Consider the following 23,772-nt stretch of genomic DNA (forward strand, 5'->3'; position numbering starts at 1 on the left):
CAGTTTTTAGCCATAGACTATGTTTTCGTCGTTCTCACATAGAAATAATTCTATGTTGTGTGTCAGCAAATCGGAATAACAAAACGACATCTTTCTGGGATTCCTGTTTGCTTCATCAACCTTTATCACAAATATGCTTGGGTATATCTCCTCGATTACTCCTTCTCTGACTACAACTCGTTTTCTGCTCTTGTTTGCCTGTAACCTTACCCTGTGACCTACATAGTGTTCCACGCCCTCTTTTATCTGGCTGAGAGTTAGTTTCTTGTTCATTTAATCACCTCGGTTATTTGCTGTACAGATTGTTTTGATTATAACACATATAAACCGATATGTCAAATTTATAATTGTAACAACAATGCAGTCGCCTGTCAATACCAAATTCAAATATAAAATGTCAGTTTGAAAAGAACACTGTATACAGTAAAATATATAAAAACAGCTTTCTAAATCTGGAATTCCAGATCGAAAAAGCTGTTTTGAAATCTTAAAGATTAGCTTTAACTGCCGCTGTCATTTCAGCAGTAGTCAAGATTTTTTCACCGGTTCCCGCAATGTCTCCGGTTCTATTTCCTTCATTAAGGGCCTTGGTCACAGCCTGTTCGATACATTCTGATTCTTCAAGAAGTCCCAAGGAGTATTTGAGCATCATGGACATTGACAAAATCGTAGCCAAAGGATTCGCTTTCCCCTGACCGGCAATATCAGGCGCAGATCCGTGTACCGGTTCATACATTCCCTTGTTGTTTTCGCCCAGACTTGCCGACGGCAGCATTCCGATGGATCCGGTTATCATGCTCGCTTCATCCGACAAAATGTCTCCAAACATGTTTGTTGTTACGATAACATCAAATTGCTTGGGATCTCTAACCAATTGCATGGACGCATTGTCCACATACATATGGTCCAAAGCAACCTCCGGATAATCCTTGGCCACTTTTTCAACAGTTTTTCTCCACAATCTGGAACTTTCAAGTATGTTGGCCTTATCCACGCTCATTACTTTCTTTTTTCTCTTCATAGCCATATCAAAAGCTACTTTTGCAATTCTTTCCACTTCCTGCTCTGCGTATACTTCAACGTCATAGGCTGCCTTTCCCATTTCGGTGTCTCTAAATCCACGCTCACCAAAATAAATTCCTCCTGTCAACTCTCGTACGACACAGATATCAAGACCGTCGCCTATGATTTCCGGTTTAAGTGGGCAAGCGTCTTTAAGAGCTTCGAATAGAATTGCAGGTCTTAAGTTTGCAAACAACCCCAATTCTTTTCTGAGCCCCAGCAACGCTGCTTCAGGTCTTTTTTCTCCCGGCAGATCGTCCCATTTTGGTCCCCCGACGGCACCCAAAACTACTGCATCACTCTCTTTGCACACATTAAGTGTTTTTTCCGGAAGAGGCTCGCCATATTCGTCATATGCGCATCCGCCTGCCAATACTTCTGTGTAATTGAACTTGTGTCCAAATTTTTCCCCGACAGCATCAAGTATCTCTAAAGCCGAATCAACAACTTCAGGACCTATGCCGTCGCCTTTTATAACAGCTATTTTGTAATCCATACTTACCTCCATACTATTATTTAGATCGCATTATTCAGGCTGCGTAAGCAAATTGCAGCAATTTCACGATTCTTTCGGTTGCTCCTTGTCTTTGATCAGTTTGTACTCGATGGAATCCACCAATGCATTGACACTGGCTTCGATTATGTTTGTAGATACACCTATGGTGCTCCAAAACTCATCTCCGTCGGTAGATTCTATCAAGACCCGTACCTTGGCAGCCGTATTGGCTCCGTCCAGGACTCTGACCTTAAAATCTGTAAGATGAAAATCTTTCAGGTTTTCATAGAAGATCCCCAGAGCTTTTCTGATGGCCTTGTCTATGGCGTTGACAGGTCCGTTGCCTTCTGCAGCAGTCATTTCTTCACGCCCGCTGACGATGACTTTTATCAAAGCAGATGCGGAACAATTCTTGTCCCCCTGATTCTCCTCTTCTATTATCTTGTAATAATCCAATTTGAAGAAAGGCTTGTACATGCCCAAATGCTTTCTTATCATAAGTTCAAAAGAGGCTTCGGCACCTTCAAACTGATAACCTTCATTTTCCATCAATTTCAAGTTTTCAAGGATCTCTTTTGTCTCAGGCGAATCTTTTGTAAGAGAAGAGTCGATCTTGTTTATCGTAGTTATTATAGTGTTCTTCCCGGAAACTTCAGACATGATGAACTTTCTGTCGTTACCCACGGCTTCCGGATCGATGTGTTCAAAGGAAGACCTGGCTTTCATAACTCCGTCTATATGCATGCCGCCCTTGTGCGCAAAGGCATTGTGTCCAACGTAAGGCATTGAATGATCCAATGCTATGTTGGAGATTTCTGCTATATATCGTGCCGTAGTTGTAAGATTTTCCATGTTTTCGGCAGGTATGCAGCCATATCCCCTTTTAAGTTGAAGATTGGCTATTATCGTTGACAGATTGGCATTGCCACACCTTTCCCCGATTCCGAGAAATGTGCCTTGAACATGATCTGCGCCGGCTTGGACAGCTGAAATCGAATTGGCTACAGCCATTCCACCGTCGTTGTGACAATGTATTCCTACACTGGTGTCGAACAATCCTTTGACTTTTTCTGTGATTTCTGTTATTTCATCGGGAAAAGCCCCTCCGTTTGTATCGCAGAGCACCAAGGCTTTAGCCCCGGCATTGTGAGCTGCTTCCAGACTTTTTATCGCATATTCCGGGTTATTCTTGTATCCGTCAAAAAAATGTTCCGCATCAAAAATAACTTCCTTGTCTTTGCTGATCAAATATGAAATCGTATCAGAAATCATGTTTAAATTCTCTTCAAGGGTGGTATTCAGCACATCGGTAACGTGATAGTCCCAGGACTTTCCAAATATTGTTATAGCCGGAGTATTTGCACTTAAAAGCGAATTTACGTTCACATCCACTTTTGCCTCAGAGTTCTTTCTTCTGGTGCTTCCAAAGGCTACAAGCTTTGAATTTTTCAAAGTCATCGTATTTATCTTCTCAAAAAACTCTCTGTCCTTTTGGTTGGAACCCGGATTACCGGCTTCTATATAGTCTACTCCCAGTTCATCAAGCTCCAGGGTTATTTTGATTTTGTCGTCCAAAGAAAATGATATGCCGCTGCCCTGGGCACCGTCTCTAAGTGTAGAATCAAAAATTTCAATTTTTTTACTCATTATCATCATCCTTTTGTTCTTCCAACGCCTTGCCTACCGCTTCCAAATATGCATTGATGCTGGATTCGACTATATCGGTACTTAGGCCCCTGCCTACAAACCTTTGACCATTGCAACTTACCTTGACGACAGTCTCTCCGAGTGCATCCGTTCCCTCAGTTACAGCCTGAAGCGAATACTCTTCAAGTTTCACATCCAAATTCAACAATTTCTTTATTGCGTTGAAAGAAGCATCCACCGGGCCGTCTCCGGTAGCCACTTTTTCCTTGACCGAATTTCCCTTTTTCAAGGTCACCGTGGCAGTGGAGGTAATGGTGTTTCCGCTGTTTATTACGTATCTGACCAATTTTATTCCGTCAGTTTCTTCTATTGCCCTTTTTGTTACAATAGCCTGAATATCCCTGTCAAAAACCTGCTTCTTTTTATCGGCCAGATTTTTGAATTGTTCAAAGGCCTCATCCAGTTCTTCCTGGGTAAGGACATATCCAAGGCTTTCAAGTCTCTCCTTGAAAGCATGTCTGCCTGAATGTTTTCCAAGGACCATCTTGTTCTTTGACAACCCTATGGTTTCAGGTTTCATTATCTCGTATGTTTCCTGATGGCTTAGCATTCCATGCTGGTGGATCCCCGATTCGTGTGCAAAGGCATTTGCCCCAACGATGGCTTTGTTGGGCTGCACTTTGACACCGGTAATCATCGTCAGAAGATTGCTGGTTTTCATGATTTCCTTTGTATTGATATTGAAGTCGCAGTCAAACCGGTCTCTTCTGGTATCCAGTATCATTACCAGTTCTTCCAAAGCTGCATTTCCGGCTCTTTCCCCGATTCCATTGATGGTGCATTCAAACTGGGTTGCGCCCGCCTTCAATGCTGCAAGGGTATTTGCTACCCCCAGGCCCAAGTCATTGTGGCAGTGAACGGAAATTATCGCCTTGTCCAAATGGGAGGATTTTGATTTAACCTCGTTTATAAAATCGTAAAACTCGTCTGGAGTGGTATATCCTACCGTATCCGGAATATTGATTATCTTTGCTCCAGACTGTATCACGGCATCGAAAATCCTTGCCAAAAACTCAGGATCGCTTCTAGTGGCATCTTCTGCCGAGAATTCGACTTCCGGTGCCAAAGAGGATGCGTAAGAAACCATTTCACTGGCTCTTTTGATGACATCTTCCGGATCCATTTTTAATTTGTACTTCATATGTATGTCAGATGTTGCGATAAACGTGTGTATCCTGGGAAATGCTGCATTTTTCACTGCTTCCCAGCCTCTGTCTATATCGTTTTTTACAGCTCTGGCCAGAACAGCAACACCTGAACTTTTAATTTCATTTGCTATGGATCTCACTGATTCAAAATCCCCTTGAGATGAGGCTGCAAATCCCGCCTCTATGACGTCTACTTGAAGTTTTTCAAGCTGTTTGGCCAATTGCAACTTTTCCCTGTTGTTCATGCTGCATCCGGGCGACTGCTCTCCATCTCTAAGTGTCGTATCAAAAAACTTGATCATTTTACCCAATAAACTCAACTCCTTTCTCGAAAATTTCTTTCTTATAATTCAACAACTGTTTAAGAAAGAATCATCATTCTTTCGAATGATGATCAATACGTTTTAACTATCAATTCGTCTATGGCAACTCCCGGTGGTACGATGGGCAATACGTTGTCATCTTTGCTCAATTTGCATTCCACCAACATAGGCTCAGTTATATCCTCGAAGCTGTCGAGGAATTGCTTTAGCGATTCCATATCTTTGACCTGTACACCCTTTATTCGGTATGTTTCCGCCAGCTTGATATAGTCGACGTCATCTCCAATGTCGGTTTCCATGTATCTTTTATTGCTAAAGAGCTTCTGCCACTGCCTGACCATTCCCAAGGTACTGTTGTTCATCAGGACGATCAACACGGGTATTTTGTACTTTGAAATCGTCACAAGTTCCTGGCAACTCATTCTGAACCCACCGTCTCCTACAAAAAGAATAACATTCCTGTCAGGATTTCCTGTTTTGGCACCATATGCCGCTCCCATCCCGAAACCCATTGTTCCCAGGCCGCCGGAGGTTACAAAATCGGTTTTACCGTTGAATTTCCAGTACTGGGCTGTCCACATCTGGTGTTGCCCAACATCCGTCACGACTATGGGGTCGCCGGAAAATTTCGAACTGATTGCACCAATGATATTTTTAGCCGCAAAATCAGATTCCTTGATCCCGTCATCGACTTTCCAAGTTTCAATTTCGTCAATCCATGATTTTCTATCGTTTGACTCAACATGATCTACCATGCTCTCCAGGGACTCCTTCAAATCACAAACATGGGAGTAGTATACCTGCATGTTTTTTCCGATCTCCGCTTCGTCGATATCGATGTGCACGATTTTTGCTCCAGGTGCAAATCTGTCTTTCTTTCCTATGACCCTGTCGCTGAATCTGGCTCCTATGGCTATTATCAAATCGCTCTTGGTCACGGCAAGATTGGCTTCTTTTGATCCGTGCATTCCCACAAGTCCCAATGAAAGCCTGTTGTTTCTTGGAATGCTTCCAAGTCCCATCAAAGTATTAACTACCGGTATGGAATTCTTTTCAGCCAAATCAAGCAGGATATCCTGGGCTCTGGAAGTCTTCACTCCGCCACCTGCATATATCACCGGTTTTTCACTTTCATTTATCAATCTTGCAATGTTTAAGGCTTTTTCTTCAGTGTCTTCTCCGGGCACGCACGTTTTTGTCTCTTTTTCATAACGGGAAACAAATTTTGCCTTTCCCATCAAAACATCTTTGGCAATATCCACCAGCACCGGTCCCGGTCTGCCATCTTTGGCTATCTTGAAAGCCTTGGAGAGAGCTTCCGGCAACTGGTCTATATCTCTTACCAAAACATTGTATTTTGTTATGGGAGCAGTTATTCCCGTAATGTCTATTTCCTGAAAAGAGTCCTTCCCAAGCAGACTTGTAGCTACCTGCCCTGTAATGACCACTATGGGAACGGAGTCCATGTATGCATTTGCTATCCCGGTGACAGTGTTGGTGGCTCCGGGGCCCGAAGTTACTATGCATACACCTGTTTTTCCTGTAGTTCTTGCATATGAATCGGCGGCATGAACGGCATTTTGCTCATGCGCAGGCCTGATTATCTTAAAATTTTCCTGTTCGTCGTAAAGGGCATCGTAAAGAGGGATTACCGCACCGCCTTGATATCCGAATATTGTATCTACGTTCTGCTCTTTCAGACATTCAACCACCATCTGAGATCCTGTCATTGTCGCCACTTCAACACCTCCAGTATTACTTGACTATTGCTCCAGTTGAAGAAGATGATACCATGTCTGAATATCTCTTGAGATAACCTTGAGATTTGCACGTTTTTATAGTGGTATTTTTTCTTCTTTCTTCCAGGGTTTGTTCGTCCACGTCAAGTTCCAGTTTCCCGTTAATTATATCGATTATTATAGTATCTCCGGTTTCAACAAGCCCAATAGGTCCACCTTCGCTTGCTTCTGGTGATACATGCCCTATTGCCGCTCCTCTTGTTCCTCCAGAAAATCTTCCATCGGTAATAAGGGCCACATCTTTATCAAGACCCATTCCAGCCAAAGATGAAGTTGGTGTCAACATCTCTCTCATGCCCGGACCGCCTTTTGGACCTTCGTACCTTATGACTACGCAGTCGCCCTTTTGTATCTTGCCTGCAAGTATGGACTCGACCGCATCTTCTTCACACTCGAAAACTACTGCTTTTGTAGTCTTTTGCATCATTTCAGGAGCTACGGCCGATTGCTTGACAACTGCTCCATCTGGAGCCAGATTACCTCTAAGCACTCGGATCCCTCCGGTTTCACTGTAAGGCTTTTCTATGTCGGCAATTATCTTGCTTCCGCGTTTTTCCTGCCCTTTGTATAGCTCTCCAATGTTCATGCCACTAACCGTTATGAGATCCCTGTGAAGGAGTTCCCTTTTGTCCAACTCATTCATCACTGCCATGATGCCGCCTACAGCATACAGATCCTGGATATGATTTGGCCCCGCGGGACTCAATCTACAAAGGTTAGGTGTTTTCAGGCTTATCTCATTGATTTTATCGAGGTTGAAATCGACTTGCGCTTCATTTGCAATTGCAGTCAGATGAAGAACCGTATTGGTTGAACATCCTAAAGCCATGTCAACTGTAAAAGCGTTTTCGAAAGCCTTTGGAGTCATGATGTCTCTGGGTTTTATGTCTTTTTCCACCAGTTCCATTATCTTGATCCCAGACGCCTTGGCAAGTCTTTTTCTGTCTGAATATACAGCCGGTATGGTTCCGTTTCCAGGGAGAGCCATTCCTATGGCTTCGCTGATGCAATTCATGGAGTTTGCAGTAAACATTCCCGAACAAGAACCGCATGTGGGACATGCTGAATTTTCCAATTCGTACAGTTCTTCTTCGCTCATGTTTCCTGTGGCATGAGATCCGACGCCTTCAAATACAGTGATCAAATCTGCTGCATTTCCATTGTAACTTCCTGCAAGCATTGGACCACCGCTGACAACTATTGCTGGGATGTTCAATCTTGCAGCAGCCATCAACATGGCCGGCACGGATTTATCGCAATTAGGAATCAGCACCACTCCGTCAAGTCCGTGGGCCTTTACCATGATTTCTACACTGTCTGCAATTATCTCTCTGCTTGGCAGAGAGTATTTCATTCCTTCGTGATTCATGGCTATACCGTCACATACTGCAATGGCCGGAAATTCCATTGGTGTTCCGCCTGCCATAAGAACCCCTTTTTTTGCCGCTTCGGCTATGGTCCTTAATTCGATATGGCCCGGTACGATCTCATTAAATGAGTTTGCTATTCCGATAAGTGGTTTTCTTATCTCCATATCGCTGTATCCGCTGGCTTTCAGCAGAGATCTATGGGGAGCTTTTGAAGCTCCCTCTTTCATATTCTGACTTCTCATGATCTCACTTCCTCTTTATTCTTTGTCAGACTTCAACCAAGGCATCATTTTTCTAAGCTTCTTGCCCACAGTCTCCACCTGGTGCTCGCTCTCTATTCTTCTCTTTGCCAGGAAGTAAGGTCTTCCAACCTTGTTCTCAACCAACCAGTCTTTGGCAAAAGTACCTTCCTGGATCTCTTTAAGTACTTGTCTCATTTCTTTTCTAGTTTCATCTGTAACGATCCTTGATCCTGTTTTGTAGTCTCCGAACTCGGCAGTATCACTGATGGAATATCTCATCTGGCTAAATCCACCCTCAGCTATCAAGTCTACGATCAGTTTCATTTCATTAACGCATTCGAAATATGCGCTTTCAGGTTGGTATCCTGCTTCTACAAGAGTTTCAAAACCTGCTTTCATAAGTTCGGTCACTCCACCACACAATACTGCCTGCTCGCCGAACAGATCTGTTTCAGTTTCTTCTTTAAATGTGGTTTCAAGGATTCCGGCTCTTGCTCCACCTATTCCCGCTGCGTATGAAAGGGCTATGTCCATGGAATCTCCTGATGGATCCTGTTGAACTGCTACTAGGCAAGGCGTTCCTTTTCCTTCTTCATACATTCTTCTAACGATGTGTCCAGGTCCTTTAGGAGCAATCATGATCACGTTGATGTCTTCTTTAGGAGCCACTTGATTGTAAAGGATATTGAATCCGTGGGCAAAAGCCAAATATTTTCCCGGCGACAGGTTTGGCTCTATGTCTTCTTTGAACAACTCAGGTTGCTTCTCATCGTTTACCAGTATCATTATAACGTCTGCAGCTTTTGTTGCATTTGCAGCCGTATCAACTTTAAGGCCGGCTTTCTCGGCTATGGCCCAAGACTTGCTGCCTTCATACAATCCTACGATCACGTCCACACCGCTCTCCTTAAGATTAAGGGCATGTGCATGTCCTTGGCTTCCATATCCTATAACAGCCACTGTTTTACCTTTAAGTGCATCTAAATTGCAATCTTCTTCATAATACATTTTACTCATCTTTGTTTCCTCCTGTTTATAATTTATTTATTATTTCATGATTATTACTTGTTCAATCACCCCATAGGCAATCCCAAGTATTAATTTTGAGTAAAAAAAAATCCTTCGCTCTATAAGTGTCTTATACTTATAGGGACGAAAGATCTATTATCTCGTGGTACCACCCTAATTCACAGCCTGCAAAGGTCTGTCTCATTTCAGATCAACAAAAGTTAATCCAAAGCCTAATATCGGTGGCTGCCGCTTCATCCTACTAAGCTGGGCTTTTCAGAAAAAGTGCTCTAAAGTGAGTATTGCATACCTCTCTGACGCTGATTTTCACCATCCATCAGCTCTCTGGGTCAAAGGTTTGGTACTTTTCTCTTTGTCATCGCGTTTGCCATTATTTCGTATTAGAACTTATTATATTCTTCCGGGTTATTTGTGTCAAGATTTATTTGCTTTATTATCAAAAAAATCTAATTATTCAGATAATTTCCTCCACCGGATCTTGGCCTCAACGATGGAATCACCCTCCCGAGTGTGTATTCGATGGATAGATTCCTCGCATCCGTCTCTTGGGTCGGTACCTGAAATATGTACCAGGTCGCCTTCTAAAGCTTCTTTCTTGTAGTGGATCGAGATATTTTCGATCCCAAATTTATCTCTGGTATACTCAGGCAGGGAATCCATTATCCACCCTATATACCTTCCGTTGTTTACATGGGCATTAAAATCTATGTCCCCGTATTTGACTTTTTCCGTTACTGTATGATCCCACTCTTTGTTGACATCAAACTTCTCATAATCAAGCTTCAAGTTTTGATTAAAATCAAACCCGTAGGCATTTGGATAGAAATCGTCTATCTTCTTTATCCTGCCCTTTAAGGTATCTATCATCACCCACTGGGAATGTATCCGTGCGATTTCCTTTTTTTCATCATCCTCGAATGCAAAAATCCTGTCTGCCACCAACCTGTGAAAGCCTACCGGCATTGTGGTCAATTTTAGAGTCTCGTTGAATTTTGGAAGCCTCTTGATAGAGATGTCAAATTTTGTTATGACCCATGCCAATCCTTTTTCCTTAAGATGGCACTGGCCCAATCCCAGCTCTTCACCCTGGAGCATGGCTATATCCTGTGCATAGTTGACAAGCTTTTCGGGTTTTAATATTTGTTTTTTATCCACCTCGTAGCTGTGGACCTTATACTCTCCAGTCATTTTATATCCAGCCATTTTGAATCTTACTCCTTTGACAAATTTGCCTTGTACATGTTTCTTCCTTCCAAAGTCATGCTCCTGTCACCGAATTGGCCCGGTTCAACATCTTTAAGCACCTTGTCCATGGCATACATCCTGGCATCTATCAAGTCTATGTAATGCAACAGCTCCCCTTCGGGTACAAGCGGTTTCTTGGGGCTCCCGTATTCTGCATGATAGTGATGTGAAAGTATCATGTGCTCCAATACCAGTTTCAATTCCGGTGAAATCCCCAATTCGCAAGCTGCCTTGTCGATGTCTACGATACCTTGGATGATGTGTCCCAAAAGTTTCCCTTCCTTTGTGTAGTCTTCCACAAGACCCATGTCATTGGATTGCATCTCGTCTACTTTTGAAAGATCATGCAGCATTATTCCCGCCAGCAGGAGTTCCTTGTCGACGAAAGGGTAAATTGGGATTATTCCTTCTGCAATCTTCAACATGGATGTAACGTGATACAGCAAACCGGATTTTATAGCATGGTGATGAGTCTTTGCAGCCGGATAATATAGAAGCTTTTCCTTTTTCTCTTCCAGAAGATATTCTGTGATCAGTTTTAATTCTTCATTTTCAAATCCACTCAACAGCCTTAACATGTATTCGTACATTTTTTCAGGTGTCTCCGGGGCACTCTCAACAAAGTCATTTACATCTACTTTGTCCCCCTCATTCAAATACCTGATCTTGTTGAGTCTCAACTGCAGCTTCCCGTTAAATTTTTGCACCAGAGCATCTATTGCCACCATATCTCCGGTTTTGAATGCCGCCATGTCTCCTGACGCATTCCAGAGTTTTCCGCTGGCTTCATTTCCGTGACTGTCTCCCAAAATCAGATCCAGATACAGGGAATCGTTCTTTGCTTTTTTTAAATCAGAGTTCTTTACTATCATGTACGTAACCACGTTTTGACCGTAGTCCATGTCCTTTATTGAAATATTGTTGATCATGCTCACTCTCCTGGGGTTATTATTTTGATCCAATGCCATTTTCAAGAAGGTCGATCATATCCTCTACAAGAGACATGAAATTCTCCTCTTCACTCTTGCCGAATAGATCGATAAGGTCGCCTGAAATGGAATTGCTGAGTTGAAACAGATAATAGGCGGCAAGGTTCAGATTTATGTCCGCCTTGACATCGCCTCTTTTGACGCCTTCTGCCAATATGTTTTTGTATATTTTCAGTCCTTCATCCTTCTTGTCGTCCATTATCTCATTATAGGTGTCCGCTTCCGAATCTGAAAGCATATGTTGACCGATTTTTGCAAGTCTGGGATTTTCCTTGGCAAATCTGATTCCGCTTTTAAACAGCTCCTTCAAGAATTCGAAGCAATTCATGCCGCTGGGATTTGCCATCTCGGGCGTCAAATAGCTTATTTTCTTTTTGTAGATCTCTTCAATCAAGAATTTGTATAGATCTTTCTTGTTTGTGAAATACTGATAAAAGCTTCCCTTGGGTATCCCGGCATTTTCGATTATTCTATTGATACTTGCTTGTCTGTAAGGATTCTTGGCAAATTCATCCAGAGCCGATTCATAGATTTTGTTTCTCTTGGCTTCGGGCAAATTATAGAATGTTTCTTTTGGCATTTTTATTCTCCTACCGGCGACCGTTAAGTCGCATTTGTTAGTTAAAGTATATTCTTACCTGTTTTTTTTGTCAAACTAAAAAAACCCCGAAAAATGGGGTTTTATTCCAGTGACGTGGCGTTCAATTCAACCTGAACAGTAGATTCTACGCCTGATCTTTCGTATTTCACTTCCACTGACTGTCCCGATGATTTTCCGTACAATATTTCCCTCAGCTTCAGCATGGTGTTGACTTCCTTGCCGTCTACCTCCAGGATCACGTCGTCGGGTTTGAGCCCAGCCTTTGATGCTCCAGAGCCGGGTTGCACTTCCATGACCAGTATTCCTTTTTTCAAATCTATGCCGCTGTCTCCATAGTACCGGGCAATTTCTCTGTCAAGACAGCTTACGCCCATAACCACTGCCTGAAACTCTCCGGTTTTTACTATCTGATTTATGATCGGTTTTGCTATGTTGATGGGTATGGCAAACCCCATTCCTTCGCCGGTATCTATTTTGTAGGTGTTTATTCCTATAACTTCGCCGTTTTTATTGAGCAACGGTCCGCCGCTGTTTCCACTGTTGATGGAAGCATCTGTCTGGATCAGATCTTCGGCAATGTTGTTTGCACCTACCATGATGCTTCTATTGAGCGCACTGATTATTCCAGATGTTACTGTCCTTTCAAAGGTCAGTCCCAAAGGGTTTCCAATTGCCACTGCCAGTTCTCCCACGTTGATTTGATCTGAGTCGCCCAATCTTGCCACCGGCAAATTGTCAGCCTCTATTTTTACGATTGCCAGATCCAAGGATGCATCAGACCAAATTTTTTCTCCGCTGAAAGTTCTGCCGTCTTTCAAAGATACGGTTATGCTTTTTGGATTGTCCGTTACCACATGTTGGTTGGTCAGGATGTAGCCGTCGGAAGTTACGATAACACCCGAGCCCACTCCCGTCTGTTCGAATTGTCTCCAATAACCGTCCTGGATCTCAACGGTGGTTATCCCTACGACGGCGGGGGTTACCAACTCTGCCACCGCTTCTACGGTAGTGGGCGCATTGTCGCTGATGTTGAGAACTTGTTGGACGATTCCTCCGTCATCATTGGATATCGTCTTCTCGTCGAGTCCGTCAAGATATGTGAATGCCACCGCACCCATGAAAGCACTGCCAAGCAGCGCACCTGCAAGACCAGCCGCAAAATATTTGAGACCTTTTCGCTCTTTCTTGGGTTTCTTTCCATACCGGTCTTCCCTGTCGGTCAAAATCGTTTCGACCTCATATCTTTCATCCTTGTTATCCATCATACTATCACCTCAGTTATAGTTCGTATATATTGCTGGGCGAAAATCTCCTTGCCACTTCCACTGAAACCGTCTCGTGAAGTTTGTTTTCCTTCAATTTATTCCTTGTAGTTTCCAATGCCAGCTGGGGAAAATTGTTTTCTTCACTAAGATGGGCCAGGACAACTCTCCTCAAGCCTTCCTCTGCCAGTTTCACTATGGTCTCTGCCGCAGTTTCATTGGACAGATGTCCGTATTCTCCAGCAACTCTTTTTTTTAAAAAATACGGGTATCTCCCCGCCATCAGCATGTTGACATCGTGATTCGACTCCATTACCACAAGATCGCACATTTTGATGTTTTCGTAAATTTCTTCATTTAAAGTTCCGGTATCCGTGACGATACCTATTTTCCTGTTTGCGGATCGAATAGTAAATCCGATCGGGTCAACAGCATCGTGATTCAGGGGAAATGCCTTGACACAAAGATCTTCTATCTCAAATTCTTTGCCTGCTTCTATTATATTTACGTTCTCGTCTTTGACTTTGCCGATTTGATCTTTTACCGCCAGCCACGTATTCATGTTCAGATAAATAGGTATGTCAAATTTTCTGGAAAGGATCCCCAAACCTTTAACATGATCCGAATGGTCATGAGTTACCAGAATTCCGTTGACGGTTGCAGGATCCGACCCTATTTCATTCAGCGCCCTGGAAATTTTGATCCCGCTGAGTCCCGAATCTACCAGGACTTTCCCGTGGGTGCCTTCCACATACAAACTGTTGCCGCTGCTTCCACTGTACAAACTGCAGAATCTCATGGATCCCTCCCTCTTGTCCGAGCACTTTCCGTCATGCCCTAATAATAGACAATTTTTCTTAAACTTCCCTTAAAAAAGTCCCGGAATACCGGGACAAGTCATCAGTCGTTGATTCTTATTATTTTTGCTCCCAGGTTCAGAAGCTTTTGCTCCATGTTTTCGTATCCTCTATCCAAATGCTTGAGTTCCGTTACTTCTGTTTTACCGTCAGCCACCAATCCAGCAATGACCATGGCCGCACCGGCCCTTAAATCGGTAGCACTCAAGGTTGTCCCGGAAAGTTTTTTCCCTCCGTTGATCATGGCTACCCTTCCGTTCACCAATATCGATGCACCCATTTTTATGAGTTCGTCAACATACTTGAATCTGTTTTCAAATATGCTTTCAGTTATAGTTCCGCTTCCCTCGGCCATGCACATCAATACTGCCATGGGCTGTTGAAGATCTGTGGGGAATCCCGGATAAGGAAGTGTCTTTATATTTACCGACTTCAAAGGCACTTTTCCCACTACTCTTATGGAATCGTCGTATTCGGTTATCTCTGCTCCCATTTCCACCAACTTTGCCGTGATGGACTCGAGATGCTTTGGTATCACGTTTTTGACCAGAACGTCTCCTCTTGTGGCTGCTGCGGCTATCATGTAAGTTCCTGATTCAATCTGATCCGGAATCACCATATAATCGCACCCGTGCATATTTTCCACGCCGGTTATTTTGATCACATCAGTTCCCGCACCCTTAACATTTGCACCCATCAGGTTCAAAAAGTTTGCCACATCGACCACGTGTGGTTCCTTTGCAGCATTTTCAAGGACAGTTACCCCTTTGGCTCTCACTGCCGCAAGCATAATATTTATGGTGGCTCCTACGCTCACAACGTCCAAATATATGGAGGCTCCCTTGAGTTCTTCTGCATGGGCCCTTATGATCCCGTGTTCCAGTTCAACCTTGGCCCCCAATGCTTCGAATCCCTTTATGTGTTGGTCTATGGGTCTTACTCCGATGTTGCAGCCTCCCGGAAAAGGTATGACGACATTCTTGAATCTACCCAGCAGAGCTCCAATGAGATAATATGATGCTCTCATTTTTTGAGTCTCCTCGTCGAGCATCTCATACTTGTCCACGGTGGTGGTATCAAAAACTACGGTGTTGTCCTTTTCTCTGACAACCCCCACTCCCATTTTTTCCAAAATATTTATGAATCGGTTGACATCCTTTATGTTAGGCAAATTTTCAAGCCTGCAAACACCTTCCGCCAGCAACACTGCCGGTATCAATCCCAAGGCTGCATTTTTGGCTCCAGCTATGGTTACCTCGCCTTTCAGGGGATGTCCCCCTTCTATTATTAAACGATCCATTCGTAACTTCCCTTCATTTTTGTGTTGTTTACTGGGATGCATTATATCATATTTCATCTAAACATTAAACAAAAAGAAGTCTCTGGATCCTTTATAACTCGTTATATCAGTATTTTCACCGAGTAAACCTTCACAACCGGAGACGAGTTGAGCATTGGGGGCATAATCCACTTTATTTATGATATAATGATATTTATAAATTCTTAAAGAAGGTGCCCTATTTGAACCAATTTGAAATAATCCAAAAAAACGATGACCTCTCCGTCACCCTAGTCGAAAATATTTTTATAAACCATTACATGCCTAAAGCTCCGGGGGACTTTGTCAAAGTGTATCTTCTGGGTTTGAAATATTGCCAGTCCAAAAATCTGTCCGACATAAGCAACAAGGTCATAGCCAAGAGCCTCAATCTTTTGGAAAGTGATGTGATCAAGGCTTGGCGATACTGGGAAGACGAAGGGATCCTTATGGTCGAAATCGACCAAGACAACAGCATCATCAAATATTTCAATATAACGTCACTTATGATCGAGGGAAAAGGGCTTCCCTCCAAAAAAGATGATGATTCAAAGAAAATCTCCGAAACAAGGCAGATGTACCAAGCCATTGAAAGAATGTTTTCCAGGCCTCTCAGCAGCAAAGAACTTCAAACAATCGACAGCTGGATGAGCGACCTCATGTTTGATATTCAGACAGTCATGCTGCTTGTTGAGTACTGTCTGGACAAAAATAAAAAAGATATAAATTATATGAATCGCGTCGCCTTGTCATGGTACGATAAAAACATTAGTACTTACGACGTAGCTATGGGCCACATAGAAAAAACAAATAAAAAGTGGACCAGTTACTACAAAATAATGAACTTTCTCGGTTTTAACCGCCAACCAACAAAAGGCGAAATCGAATTGATGGACAGATGGCTTGATGAATACAAATTCAGTTTAGAGATAATCATGGAGGGTTGCAGGAGAATGTCCAGCACCGGAAAGCCCAATTTCAGATATCTCAACTCCATACTTGTCTCGTGGAATAAAAAGGGTTACCAAACTCTCGAGGACATCGCCAAGGAAAAAATCGAATCCGACTCCAAAGGCAAAAACAAGGAAGAATCTGCAAAAACATCAAAATACGATTACGATTTGATACAGAAAAAACTAAGAGAAAAAATGTGGAGCGATAAAAATGAAAGATAATGCATACAACACCGCACTTCAGGAATTCAACGAAAGGATCTCACAAAGAAAAAAAGATCATCAGCATAAGATCGATATTCTCAATGGAAAGATACCCCAATTGAAAATCATCGGAGACGGCATCAACAAGGCCGGTCTCAAACTGACGATCGCCTCCGTTTCCGAAGGCAACCCCACCGATTTAAAGAAGTACAGGGAAGAGATCGAATTGTTGAAATCAGATCAAATAAGTCTTCTGGAATCGGAAGGTTACCCCAAAGATTATTTGGATTACAAACCCATATGTCCCATTTGCAATGACCAAGGAGTGGTAAATGGAGAAAGATGTGTTTGTTTCAACAAACTCCTGGTGGAAAAATACTACGATCAATCAAATTTGAAGAATATTTTGGACAAAGAGAACTTCGACAACTTCAACACCGGATACTACTCGGATTCAAAGGGATCTTATCCGGCTTCACCAAAGCTCAATATTCAAAATATACTTCTGGCCGCAATCAATTACGCTAATAATTTCAAGTCTGAAAAGACCAATTTGTATTTTTTCGGCGATCCCGGGCTGGGCAAGACTTTTCTTTCCCATTGCATCGCCAAGGAAGTTTTGGACAAAGGGTTCATTGTGATTTATCAAACATCGTCGGAATTGTTGGACATTATACGAAGAAGCAAATTCCAAAATCCCACTGATAGCACACAGGACAATCCTGTCAATTATCTTTATTCCTGCGATCTTCTTATAATCGATGATCTTGGAACCGAAACCCTGACCGATTTTGCAAACAATGAGCTTTTTAACCTCATAAACAAACGCCTTAAAGACGAGAAAAAGATGATAATCAGCACAAACTTATCTCTCGACAAGCTTGAGGATAGATACTCCGCCCGTTTGGCTTCAAGGATTATAGGTAATTTCAGGTTTTTCGAGTTTTTCGGCGAAGATATAAGAATGAAAAAAGCCGACATCATATGATGTCGGCTTTTTTGTTCAATGTTAATCCAGAACATATACCTTCAAAGTCTTTCTTCCAAATCTGAGAGCTTCCTCGTGAGAATTGAAATATATGTCTATTCTGTTTCCCTTGATCGCACCGCCCCTGTCTTCCACGACAAAAATTCCCCTGTTTGATGAATTCCTGAAGTATGGAATATAGAATTCTGTTCCAAATGCGAAGGATTTTGAAGTTGCAATGGTTCTGTTGGCTGTAGTTCTTGTCCCGCTGGCCGTCACATATCCGTTTCCGGGCCCGGTACAAATTTCACATGAGCAATAAGCGGTGGCCGTTACGTACATGGCCGTCCTAAACCGGGTCTGCCCCCTTGATGTAGCTATATATACGTTGGTGCCTACTTCCTTGATCTCTTCTTTCGGTTCAACTTCGACTTTTTCTTCGAGAACCGTTCTGCTGTATTCCACTCCGTCGTGATACACGACTTTTTCAGTCACTGATCTAAGGCCATCGCTTCCCTTTTGGATCGTTTTTACTTCTCCCTTGTCCATATTGGAGTTACTTCTTGTTACCTGGGTGTACTTGACAGGATACTTGTTTGTGTCAAGTTCTTCCGTGACCCTGGTTATTCTGATCTCTTCGTCGAAGTTCAAGTCCAGCTTTTCATCCACGGCAGGATAAACCAAATCCAGTTCTTCCAATCTGAGACCTAATTTTTCGATTATGTCTTCGACTTGTTTTTCGGCGGTGACAAATACATATTCTTTTCCGTCCGCCACTACTTTGACTTCCATTCCTCTTTTGATTTCAATCTTTTGTTCGTTTTCCAGCACATTATCCAAAGGAACTGAGATCTCATCCATCTCACCAAGGCTGATCTCGTTGTCTAAAAGAGCTTCACCTACAGTTTTTTCTCCTCTGAATGTATATTCCATGGTGTTTCCTTCATCAACTATCGTCACGATTTTTTCTGTTGTCTGGAAGATGACAAATGCCGCTGACATTGCTACGATCAGCAATGAAATGATTAAAAGATTACGGCCGATTGCGCCCAATTCCTTTAATCTTTTTAAATTAACGTTCATTCTTTACCTCCTAATTTAAGGCCCAAAACAGGCCTGCTTGCGGATTTCTCCAGCGAGTACCAGACATCATATCTCATAAAATGGGATTTGTCAAATTTGTTGCCTTTTTGTTACATTTTATTTACATTTTTTATTATACTACCTATTGACATTTTTGTACAGTGTATCGTTTACACCTTTTATTTTCTTCTTTCGGCGCAAAAAAAAAGACAGCATTTGCTGTCCTTGAAAAAAAATCAAAATTTTATATCCCCAAAAAGATTTCTTACATTTCCCTCCACGGCTTCCATCAGAGAATCAAAAGAAATCTCTCTTATGTCGGCAACTTTTTCCGCAACGTATTTTACGAAGGACGGTGTATTGGTTCTTCCCCGAAAAGGGACCGGAGTCAGATACGGACTGTCCGTTTCCACCAGTATTCTGTCTAAAGGCACCTTTGATGCCACCTCAGGCAGTTTTCTCGAATTTTTGAAAGTCACCGGTCCTGAAAATGAAATGTAATATCCCAGATCCAGATAATTTTTTGCCATTTCCCAGCTTCCTGAATAACTATGCATAACTCCGGTCACCCTGCCACTGAATTTTTTTAATATGTCATACGTATCCTTGTGGGCATCCCGTGAGTGTATTGCTACCGGCATTTCGAGCTTCTCTGCAAGAAGAAGCTGCCTTAAAAACATCTCCTGCTGGACTTTTCTTGGGGAATGATCGTAATAATAATCCAATCCTATCTCCCCCACACCGACAACTTTATCTCTTTTGCAACTTTCTTCCAAAAATTTGAAAAATTCTTCATCTCCGGTTTTGGCATCATGGGGATGCAAACCTGCCGTAGAGTATATTATAGGGTATTTTTCGGAAAGCTTTATGGAATCTTCAATGGACTTTTTGTCATATGATGAATTTATTATCAGTTTACCTCCCTGCGACATAAATTCATTTATAACATCGTCCAAAATCCCGATGTACCTTTCATCGTCCATATGTGCGTGAGTATCTATCAACATCTCAAATCTCCTTTACGTTTTATATGGAAGAAACAGGTTTATTTCCCCATTTCCATCCTCTTCTTCCCTATTATATCAAAACGATCGGTTATTGAAGCATACTCTTCATTTTCTATGGAATCTTTAAAAAATTCGATGCTTTCTTGAAATTTGTCCAGAACTTCGACCAACTTGTCCTTGTTGGCTAAAAAAAGTTCCGCCCACATACTCGAATTGATCATTGCTATCCTTGTCATGTCCTGAAAACTTCCTCCCTCAAATCGAGTTACCTTGGAATCGTCGCTTATGTCCACCATGGATGCCGCTATTATATGGCAAAGCTGACTGGTGAAGGCAATTTTTTCATCGTGGGTTTCCGGATCAGTTTCAATGATCTGGCCAAATCCCATTTCTTCGATCAACCTTTTTACAAAAATGATATTTTCCTTTTTGTTTTTTTCTGTAAGTGTGAGTATGTAATTTTTACCGGCAAAAATTTTATCCGACGTAAAAATTTCTCCACTCTTTTCCCTTCCGGCCATGGGATGTCCGGGTATAAAATCCACATCATCCCTTAAAACCGGCAAAATCTCTCTTATTATATTTCGTTTTACGCCCACGATATCGGTCAGTATGCTTCCTTTTTTAAACAATTTCATGTTGCTTTTGATGAAATCCACCGCATGGGCAAGGTTGAGGCAAACGACCACAAGATCGCACTCGCCTATGACGCTGGAAACATCGGAGCAACCTCTGTCTATTATCATCTGTTTTTCTGCAGCCTGCAAGATCTCTTCATTGATATCGTGTCCGTAAACCTTTTTAAAACCAAGGCTCTTGAAACTTTTTGCAAAAGCACTGCCCATGAGACCAATTCCAACGACCAAGACGTTTTTGTTCTTAAAGTCACTCTCCATTTAGCCTATCACCTTTCCCTCAAGCTCTGCATACTTATTCAAAGTTACCATCAACTCTCTGAATTTGTCCGGTTTCAGCGACTGAGCACCGTCACAAAGTGCCGTCTCCGGCGAATTGTGAACTTCTATCATGACTCCATCTGCTCCCGCTGCGACTGCTGCCTTTGCCATGGATTCCACCATCCACCACATTCCCGTGGAATGACTTGGATCGACTATAATGGGCAAATGACTCTTCTTCTTTATCGCTGGTATGGCACTAAGATCCAAAGTGTTTCTGGTGAAGGTCTCAAAAGTTCTGATCCCTCTTTCACATAATATTACATTATCGTTGCCTTCCTTCATTATGTATTCGGCAGACATCAACCATTCCTCGATAGTTGCCGACATTCCTCTCTTCAACAAAATAGGTTTGTCGCACATTCCCAGCTCTCTCAACATGGCAAAGTTCTGCATGTTTCTGGCTCCCACTTGTATGATATCCACGTCATCTACGAATGCCTGCAAAAATTCTGTCGACATTAATTCCGAAACGATGGGAAGTCCGGTTTCCTTTCTTGCCAATTTTAGAAGTTCAAGACCGTCGAGGCCCATTCCTTGAAAGCTGTAAGGCGAAGTCCTGGGTTTAAAAGCTCCTCCCCTTAAAAATGTAGCGCCGGATTCCTTTACGCTTTTTGCCACTTCAAGGATTTGTTCTTCGCTTTCGATCGAACATGGACCTGCGATGACAGAGAAATTTTTTCCTCCTACTTTCCTACCGTTGACATCGATCACTGAATCTTCAGGGTGAAAAGTTCGGTTTGCCTTTTTGTACGGCTCCTGCACCCTTAATACCTTGTCAACTATGTCTATGGAGGCAATACTGTCCACATCTATGGATCTTGTGTCTCCGATCAGCCCCATTATGATATGGTCTACTCCTTTTGAATAGTTGATCTCCATCCCCTTTTGCTTAAGTATCTCCATCAACTTCTCAATTTCTTTTTCAGGTGCATTTGCTTTTACAACTACGATCATTATTATAACCTCCCTTTTTTGATTTTTAATATAAAAAAAGAGACTCTCACCGAGTCTCCTTAAATATACATTAATTTACATTTGGGTTCAGAAAGTCTACTCCATGACATTTTCACTGCTATTTATTTGTACGCCAAAATAACCGTAGCTATAATAATAGCTAAAGCCATAACCGTAAAAATATGCAGTTTCCTGGGATTTTATCCCTTTCACCTGTATGGACATGATTTCACTCCCTTTTGATTTATATCATTATACTTGTATATAAATTAAAAGTCAATTTATCTTTTGACTGTTTATCAAATTTTTATCAAAATCTCCGACCTTGCTCCATCAGGCCTTTCGCTTTTTTATGAAAGCTTTGATAAAATCGCTGTTTCCGCTGGTTTTTTTCATCGAATCGATCAGCCTGTCGGCTATGTCTGCAGCGGAATAATTTGAAAACATCTTTCTCACCTCTATGACAAACTTCATTTCTTCTTCTGTCAGCAGTTTGTCTTCTCTTCTGGTTCCCGATTTGTAAATGTCGATTGCCGGGAAAATTCGTTTTTCGGTCAAACCCCGATCAAGGTGCAATTCCATGTTTCCGGTACCTTTAAATTCTTCAAAAATCACATCGTCCATTCTGCTTCCCGTATCGATCAGGGCAGTGGCCAGTATCGTTAGACTTCCACCTTCTTCGATGTTTCTGGCAGCTCCAAAAAATTTCTTTGGAAGATAAAGAGCTTCAGGATCCAATCCACCGGATAAGGTCCTGCCGGAGGGTGGAACCACCAGGTTGTTTGCCCGGGCGAATCTGGTAATGCTGTCCATAAGGATGATCACGTCCTTGCCCTGCTCTACAAGCCTTTTACCTCTCTCAAGAACAATTTCCGCAGCTTTGATATGATTTGCCGGCAGTTGGTCAAATGTAGAGTATACAACGTCTGCATTGACGGAACGTTGAATATCTGTGACCTCTTCAGGCCTTTCATCTATGAGCAAAACGATCAATTCCGCTTCGGGATTGTTGACGGTTATGGCATTTGCTATCTCTTTTAGCAGTATGGTTTTTCCCGCCTTGGGAGCTGCTGCTATCATTCCCCTTTGTCCCTTTCCTACAGGTGCAAAAAGATCTATTATCCTTGTTGAGACAGGCGTGCTTCCCGTTTCCAATTTTAATCTCTCATCTGGAAATACCGGAACCAGTCTTTCAAAGTTGGGTCTGTTGACCACTTTTTCAGGCACGTCTCCATTTACGGATTCCACATAAAGCAACGCATCGAATTTCTCCCCTTCATTTGGGGTTCTGATTTTTCCCACTATCTTGTCACCGGTTCTCAACTTGAACCTTCTTATCTGTGAAGGAGACACGTAAATGTCATTTTCTCCGGAAAGGTAGTTGTTTGTCCTTAGAAAACCGAATCCATCGCTCAATACTTCGAGTATCCCTGTTTGGGGCTTTCCGTACCTGCTCATGTCTTTTTTGTCCGGATTGGTCATCAAGTCCTCTTCCTCTTTCATTATCTCGCTTGTGCTTCTGCCGTTTACACTCTCCACATACAACATGGCATAATACTTCTCCCCTTCTCTGGGAGCTCTGACTTTGCCCTTGATCCGATTTCCGGATCTGAGCTTGAATTTTTGTATTTGAGATGCCGATACGTAAACGTATTCTTCAGGAGACTCCATGTCATCGTTCTTTAAAAATCCGAATCCCTCCGGCAATATCTGCAACGTCCCCTCCAGATCGAATGCTGCATCCACCGAATCCTTTAGCTTTGAGTACTTGCCTCCATTGGAGTCACTTCCCCCGTTGTCTCCGGAAATCTGGGTTTCTTCCTTTTTGTCTTCAGACAACATCGCTACAAGCTCGCTCTTCTTTAACTTTGTAACATTTTTTATACCTTTGTCTTTTGCTGCTTCTCTAAGCTCGCTGACGGTCATGCTATTATAATCTTTGCTGCTCAAAAAAATACCTCCCCGTATCTGAATATCAAACAATTGAATTAAGCTCGAATTTAGAAATATAGTAGAATTAAATGATAATGGGAAATGGATGTGAAATTAAAACATTTCTGACATTACTTCTTAATGATATACCAACCTTTTATTGCCTGTCAACAAAACTCGTGCCCTGTAATTTTATAATCTGTCGTCAGTTATGATTTATGCCCGAACGTAGTAATTTTATTTATCCACAACTCTCGATAACTTG

General features: G+C 42.3%; 21 protein-coding genes and 1 other annotated feature. Of the genes, 2 read left to right on the forward strand and 19 right to left on the reverse strand.

All coding sequences use genetic code 11. The features are described 5' to 3' along the window. Window positions 1–6: 6 nt before the first annotated feature. The 13 genes from IWB18_RS05990 to IWB18_RS06050 all read right to left on the reverse strand — a co-directional run bounded on the left by IWB18_RS05990 (window position 7) and on the right by IWB18_RS06050 (window position 15,430). The gene (locus IWB18_RS05990) at window positions 7–273 is read right to left on the reverse strand and encodes a Veg family protein (RefSeq protein WP_195682710.1); all 267 of its coding nucleotides are present in this window, start codon (window positions 271–273) and stop codon (window positions 7–9) included. 214 nt (window positions 274–487) lie between these two features. Then, entirely contained in the window at window positions 488–1,558 is a 1,071-nt protein-coding gene (leuB, locus tag IWB18_RS05995) for a 3-isopropylmalate dehydrogenase (protein WP_195682711.1), read from the reverse strand. 63 nt (window positions 1,559–1,621) lie between these two features. Then, a complete protein-coding gene (gene cimA / locus IWB18_RS06000; protein WP_195682712.1) occupies window positions 1,622–3,205 on the reverse strand; it encodes a citramalate synthase in 1,584 nt (527 codons plus the stop codon). After that, window positions 3,198–4,724 carry a 2-isopropylmalate synthase gene (locus IWB18_RS06005; RefSeq protein ID WP_408626607.1) on the reverse strand — a complete coding sequence of 509 codons (1,527 nt, stop codon included), beginning with the start codon at window positions 4,722–4,724 and terminating at the stop codon, window positions 3,198–3,200. The genes cimA and IWB18_RS06005 overlap by 8 nt, the downstream gene beginning before the upstream one ends. An 83-nt stretch (window positions 4,725–4,807) precedes the next feature. Further along, window positions 4,808–6,466 carry a biosynthetic-type acetolactate synthase large subunit gene (ilvB, locus tag IWB18_RS06010; RefSeq protein ID WP_195682769.1) on the reverse strand — a complete coding sequence of 553 codons (1,659 nt, stop codon included), beginning with the start codon at window positions 6,464–6,466 and terminating at the stop codon, window positions 4,808–4,810. A 25-nt stretch (window positions 6,467–6,491) separates the two neighbouring features. Continuing rightward, window positions 6,492–8,147: a dihydroxy-acid dehydratase gene (ilvD, locus tag IWB18_RS06015; protein WP_195682713.1), complete on the reverse strand. Its 1,656-nt coding sequence runs from the start codon at window positions 8,145–8,147 to the stop codon at window positions 6,492–6,494. A gap of 15 nt (window positions 8,148–8,162) precedes the next feature. Further along, complete coding sequence (gene ilvC, locus IWB18_RS06020; RefSeq protein WP_195682714.1) at window positions 8,163–9,164, reverse strand: ketol-acid reductoisomerase; 1,002 nt, start codon at window positions 9,162–9,164, stop codon at window positions 8,163–8,165. A gap of 128 nt (window positions 9,165–9,292) precedes the next feature. Then, window positions 9,293–9,544, reverse strand: a binding site (T-box leader). An 82-nt stretch (window positions 9,545–9,626) separates the two neighbouring features. Continuing rightward, on the reverse strand, window positions 9,627–10,379 hold the full coding sequence (locus tag IWB18_RS06025; RefSeq protein ID WP_195682715.1) for an acyl-[acyl-carrier-protein] thioesterase: 753 nt from the start codon (window positions 10,377–10,379) through the stop codon (window positions 9,627–9,629). 8 nt (window positions 10,380–10,387) lie between these two features. Then, window positions 10,388–11,350 carry a 3'-5' exoribonuclease YhaM family protein gene (locus IWB18_RS06030; RefSeq protein WP_195682716.1) on the reverse strand — a complete coding sequence of 321 codons (963 nt, stop codon included), beginning with the start codon at window positions 11,348–11,350 and terminating at the stop codon, window positions 10,388–10,390. 19 nt (window positions 11,351–11,369) lie between these two features. Continuing rightward, on the reverse strand, window positions 11,370–11,990 hold the full coding sequence (locus IWB18_RS06035; protein ID WP_195682717.1) for a TetR/AcrR family transcriptional regulator: 621 nt from the start codon (window positions 11,988–11,990) through the stop codon (window positions 11,370–11,372). Window positions 11,991–12,091: 101 nt separating this feature from the next. Continuing rightward, a complete protein-coding gene (locus IWB18_RS06040; protein ID WP_195682718.1) occupies window positions 12,092–13,273 on the reverse strand; it encodes a S1C family serine protease in 1,182 nt (393 codons plus the stop codon). Window positions 13,274–13,289: 16 nt separating this feature from the next. Further along, entirely contained in the window at window positions 13,290–14,072 is a 783-nt protein-coding gene (locus IWB18_RS06045; RefSeq protein ID WP_195682719.1) for an MBL fold metallo-hydrolase, read from the reverse strand. A 101-nt stretch (window positions 14,073–14,173) separates the two neighbouring features. Next, complete coding sequence (locus IWB18_RS06050) at window positions 14,174–15,430, reverse strand: UDP-N-acetylglucosamine 1-carboxyvinyltransferase (protein WP_195682720.1); 1,257 nt, start codon at window positions 15,428–15,430, stop codon at window positions 14,174–14,176. 221 nt (window positions 15,431–15,651) lie between these two features. Between IWB18_RS06050 and IWB18_RS06055 the strand changes: the two genes are divergently transcribed. Next, the gene (locus IWB18_RS06055; RefSeq protein WP_195682721.1) at window positions 15,652–16,623 is read left to right on the forward strand and encodes a DnaD domain protein; all 972 of its coding nucleotides are present in this window, start codon (window positions 15,652–15,654) and stop codon (window positions 16,621–16,623) included. After that, the gene (locus IWB18_RS06060) at window positions 16,613–17,593 is read left to right on the forward strand and encodes an ATP-binding protein (RefSeq protein ID WP_195682722.1); all 981 of its coding nucleotides are present in this window, start codon (window positions 16,613–16,615) and stop codon (window positions 17,591–17,593) included. The genes IWB18_RS06055 and IWB18_RS06060 overlap by 11 nt, the downstream gene beginning before the upstream one ends. 21 nt (window positions 17,594–17,614) lie before the next feature. On the opposite strand, the gene IWB18_RS06065 is transcribed toward IWB18_RS06060, so the two are convergent. The 6 genes from IWB18_RS06065 to rho form a co-directional block, all read right to left on the reverse strand. Beyond that, window positions 17,615–18,655, reverse strand: a complete 1,041-nt coding sequence (locus IWB18_RS06065; protein ID WP_195682723.1) for a 3D domain-containing protein — start codon at window positions 18,653–18,655, stop codon at window positions 17,615–17,617. A gap of 236 nt (window positions 18,656–18,891) precedes the next feature. Continuing rightward, window positions 18,892–19,662 carry a TatD family hydrolase gene (locus IWB18_RS06070; RefSeq protein ID WP_195682724.1) on the reverse strand — a complete coding sequence of 257 codons (771 nt, stop codon included), beginning with the start codon at window positions 19,660–19,662 and terminating at the stop codon, window positions 18,892–18,894. Window positions 19,663–19,700: 38 nt separating this feature from the next. Beyond that, a complete protein-coding gene (locus IWB18_RS06075) occupies window positions 19,701–20,558 on the reverse strand; it encodes a prephenate dehydrogenase (protein WP_195682725.1) in 858 nt (285 codons plus the stop codon). Further along, window positions 20,559–21,575, reverse strand: coding sequence for a 3-deoxy-7-phosphoheptulonate synthase (aroF, locus tag IWB18_RS06080; protein WP_195682726.1), 1,017 nt, complete (start codon window positions 21,573–21,575; stop codon window positions 20,559–20,561). A 96-nt stretch (window positions 21,576–21,671) separates the two neighbouring features. Beyond that, window positions 21,672–21,800: a hypothetical protein gene (locus IWB18_RS12590; RefSeq protein WP_269747909.1), complete on the reverse strand. Its 129-nt coding sequence runs from the start codon at window positions 21,798–21,800 to the stop codon at window positions 21,672–21,674. Between the two features lie 108 nt (window positions 21,801–21,908). Beyond that, on the reverse strand, window positions 21,909–23,501 hold the full coding sequence (gene rho / locus IWB18_RS06085; RefSeq protein WP_195682770.1) for a transcription termination factor Rho: 1,593 nt from the start codon (window positions 23,499–23,501) through the stop codon (window positions 21,909–21,911). Window positions 23,502–23,772: the final 271 nt, after the last annotated feature.

The sequence above is a fragment of the Alkalibacter mobilis genome (genome assembly GCF_015594845.1).
GTDB lineage: Bacteria > Bacillota > Clostridia > Eubacteriales > Alkalibacteraceae > Alkalibacter > Alkalibacter mobilis.

What these genes read in the sequence shown, in the direction of transcription:
- ilvB (WP_195682769.1), bottom strand. Translation starts at nt 6,466, where the DNA reads ATGACAGGATCTCAGATGGTGGTTGAATGTCTGAAAGAGCAGAACGTA.
- IWB18_RS06075 (WP_195682725.1), bottom strand. Translation starts at nt 20,558, where the DNA reads ATGGAGAGTGACTTTAAGAACAAAAACGTCTTGGTCGTTGGAATTGGT.
- ilvC (WP_195682714.1), bottom strand. Translation starts at nt 9,164, where the DNA reads ATGAGTAAAATGTATTATGAAGAAGATTGCAATTTAGATGCACTTAAA.
- leuB (WP_195682711.1), bottom strand. Translation starts at nt 1,558, where the DNA reads ATGGATTACAAAATAGCTGTTATAAAAGGCGACGGCATAGGTCCTGAA.
- ilvD (WP_195682713.1), bottom strand. Translation starts at nt 8,147, where the DNA reads ATGAGAAGTCAGAATATGAAAGAGGGAGCTTCAAAAGCTCCCCATAGA.
- cimA (WP_195682712.1), bottom strand. Translation starts at nt 3,205, where the DNA reads ATGAGTAAAAAAATTGAAATTTTTGATTCTACACTTAGAGACGGTGCC.
- IWB18_RS06060 (WP_195682722.1), top strand. Translation starts at nt 16,613, where the DNA reads ATGAAAGATAATGCATACAACACCGCACTTCAGGAATTCAACGAAAGG.
- IWB18_RS06050 (WP_195682720.1), bottom strand. Translation starts at nt 15,430, where the DNA reads ATGGATCGTTTAATAATAGAAGGGGGACATCCCCTGAAAGGCGAGGTA.
- rho (WP_195682770.1), bottom strand. Translation starts at nt 23,501, where the DNA reads ATGACCGTCAGCGAGCTTAGAGAAGCAGCAAAAGACAAAGGTATAAAA.
- IWB18_RS06045 (WP_195682719.1), bottom strand. Translation starts at nt 14,072, where the DNA reads ATGAGATTCTGCAGTTTGTACAGTGGAAGCAGCGGCAACAGTTTGTAT.
- IWB18_RS06065 (WP_195682723.1), bottom strand. Translation starts at nt 18,655, where the DNA reads ATGAACGTTAATTTAAAAAGATTAAAGGAATTGGGCGCAATCGGCCGT.
- IWB18_RS05990 (WP_195682710.1), bottom strand. Translation starts at nt 273, where the DNA reads ATGAACAAGAAACTAACTCTCAGCCAGATAAAAGAGGGCGTGGAACAC.
- IWB18_RS06070 (WP_195682724.1), bottom strand. Translation starts at nt 19,662, where the DNA reads ATGTTGATAGATACTCACGCACATATGGACGATGAAAGGTACATCGGG.
- IWB18_RS06035 (WP_195682717.1), bottom strand. Translation starts at nt 11,990, where the DNA reads ATGCCAAAAGAAACATTCTATAATTTGCCCGAAGCCAAGAGAAACAAA.
- IWB18_RS06040 (WP_195682718.1), bottom strand. Translation starts at nt 13,273, where the DNA reads ATGGATAACAAGGATGAAAGATATGAGGTCGAAACGATTTTGACCGAC.
- IWB18_RS06030 (WP_195682716.1), bottom strand. Translation starts at nt 11,350, where the DNA reads ATGATCAACAATATTTCAATAAAGGACATGGACTACGGTCAAAACGTG.
- IWB18_RS06025 (WP_195682715.1), bottom strand. Translation starts at nt 10,379, where the DNA reads ATGGCTGGATATAAAATGACTGGAGAGTATAAGGTCCACAGCTACGAG.
- IWB18_RS12590 (WP_269747909.1), bottom strand. Translation starts at nt 21,800, where the DNA reads ATGTCCATACAGGTGAAAGGGATAAAATCCCAGGAAACTGCATATTTT.
- aroF (WP_195682726.1), bottom strand. Translation starts at nt 21,575, where the DNA reads ATGATCGTAGTTGTAAAAGCAAATGCACCTGAAAAAGAAATTGAGAAG.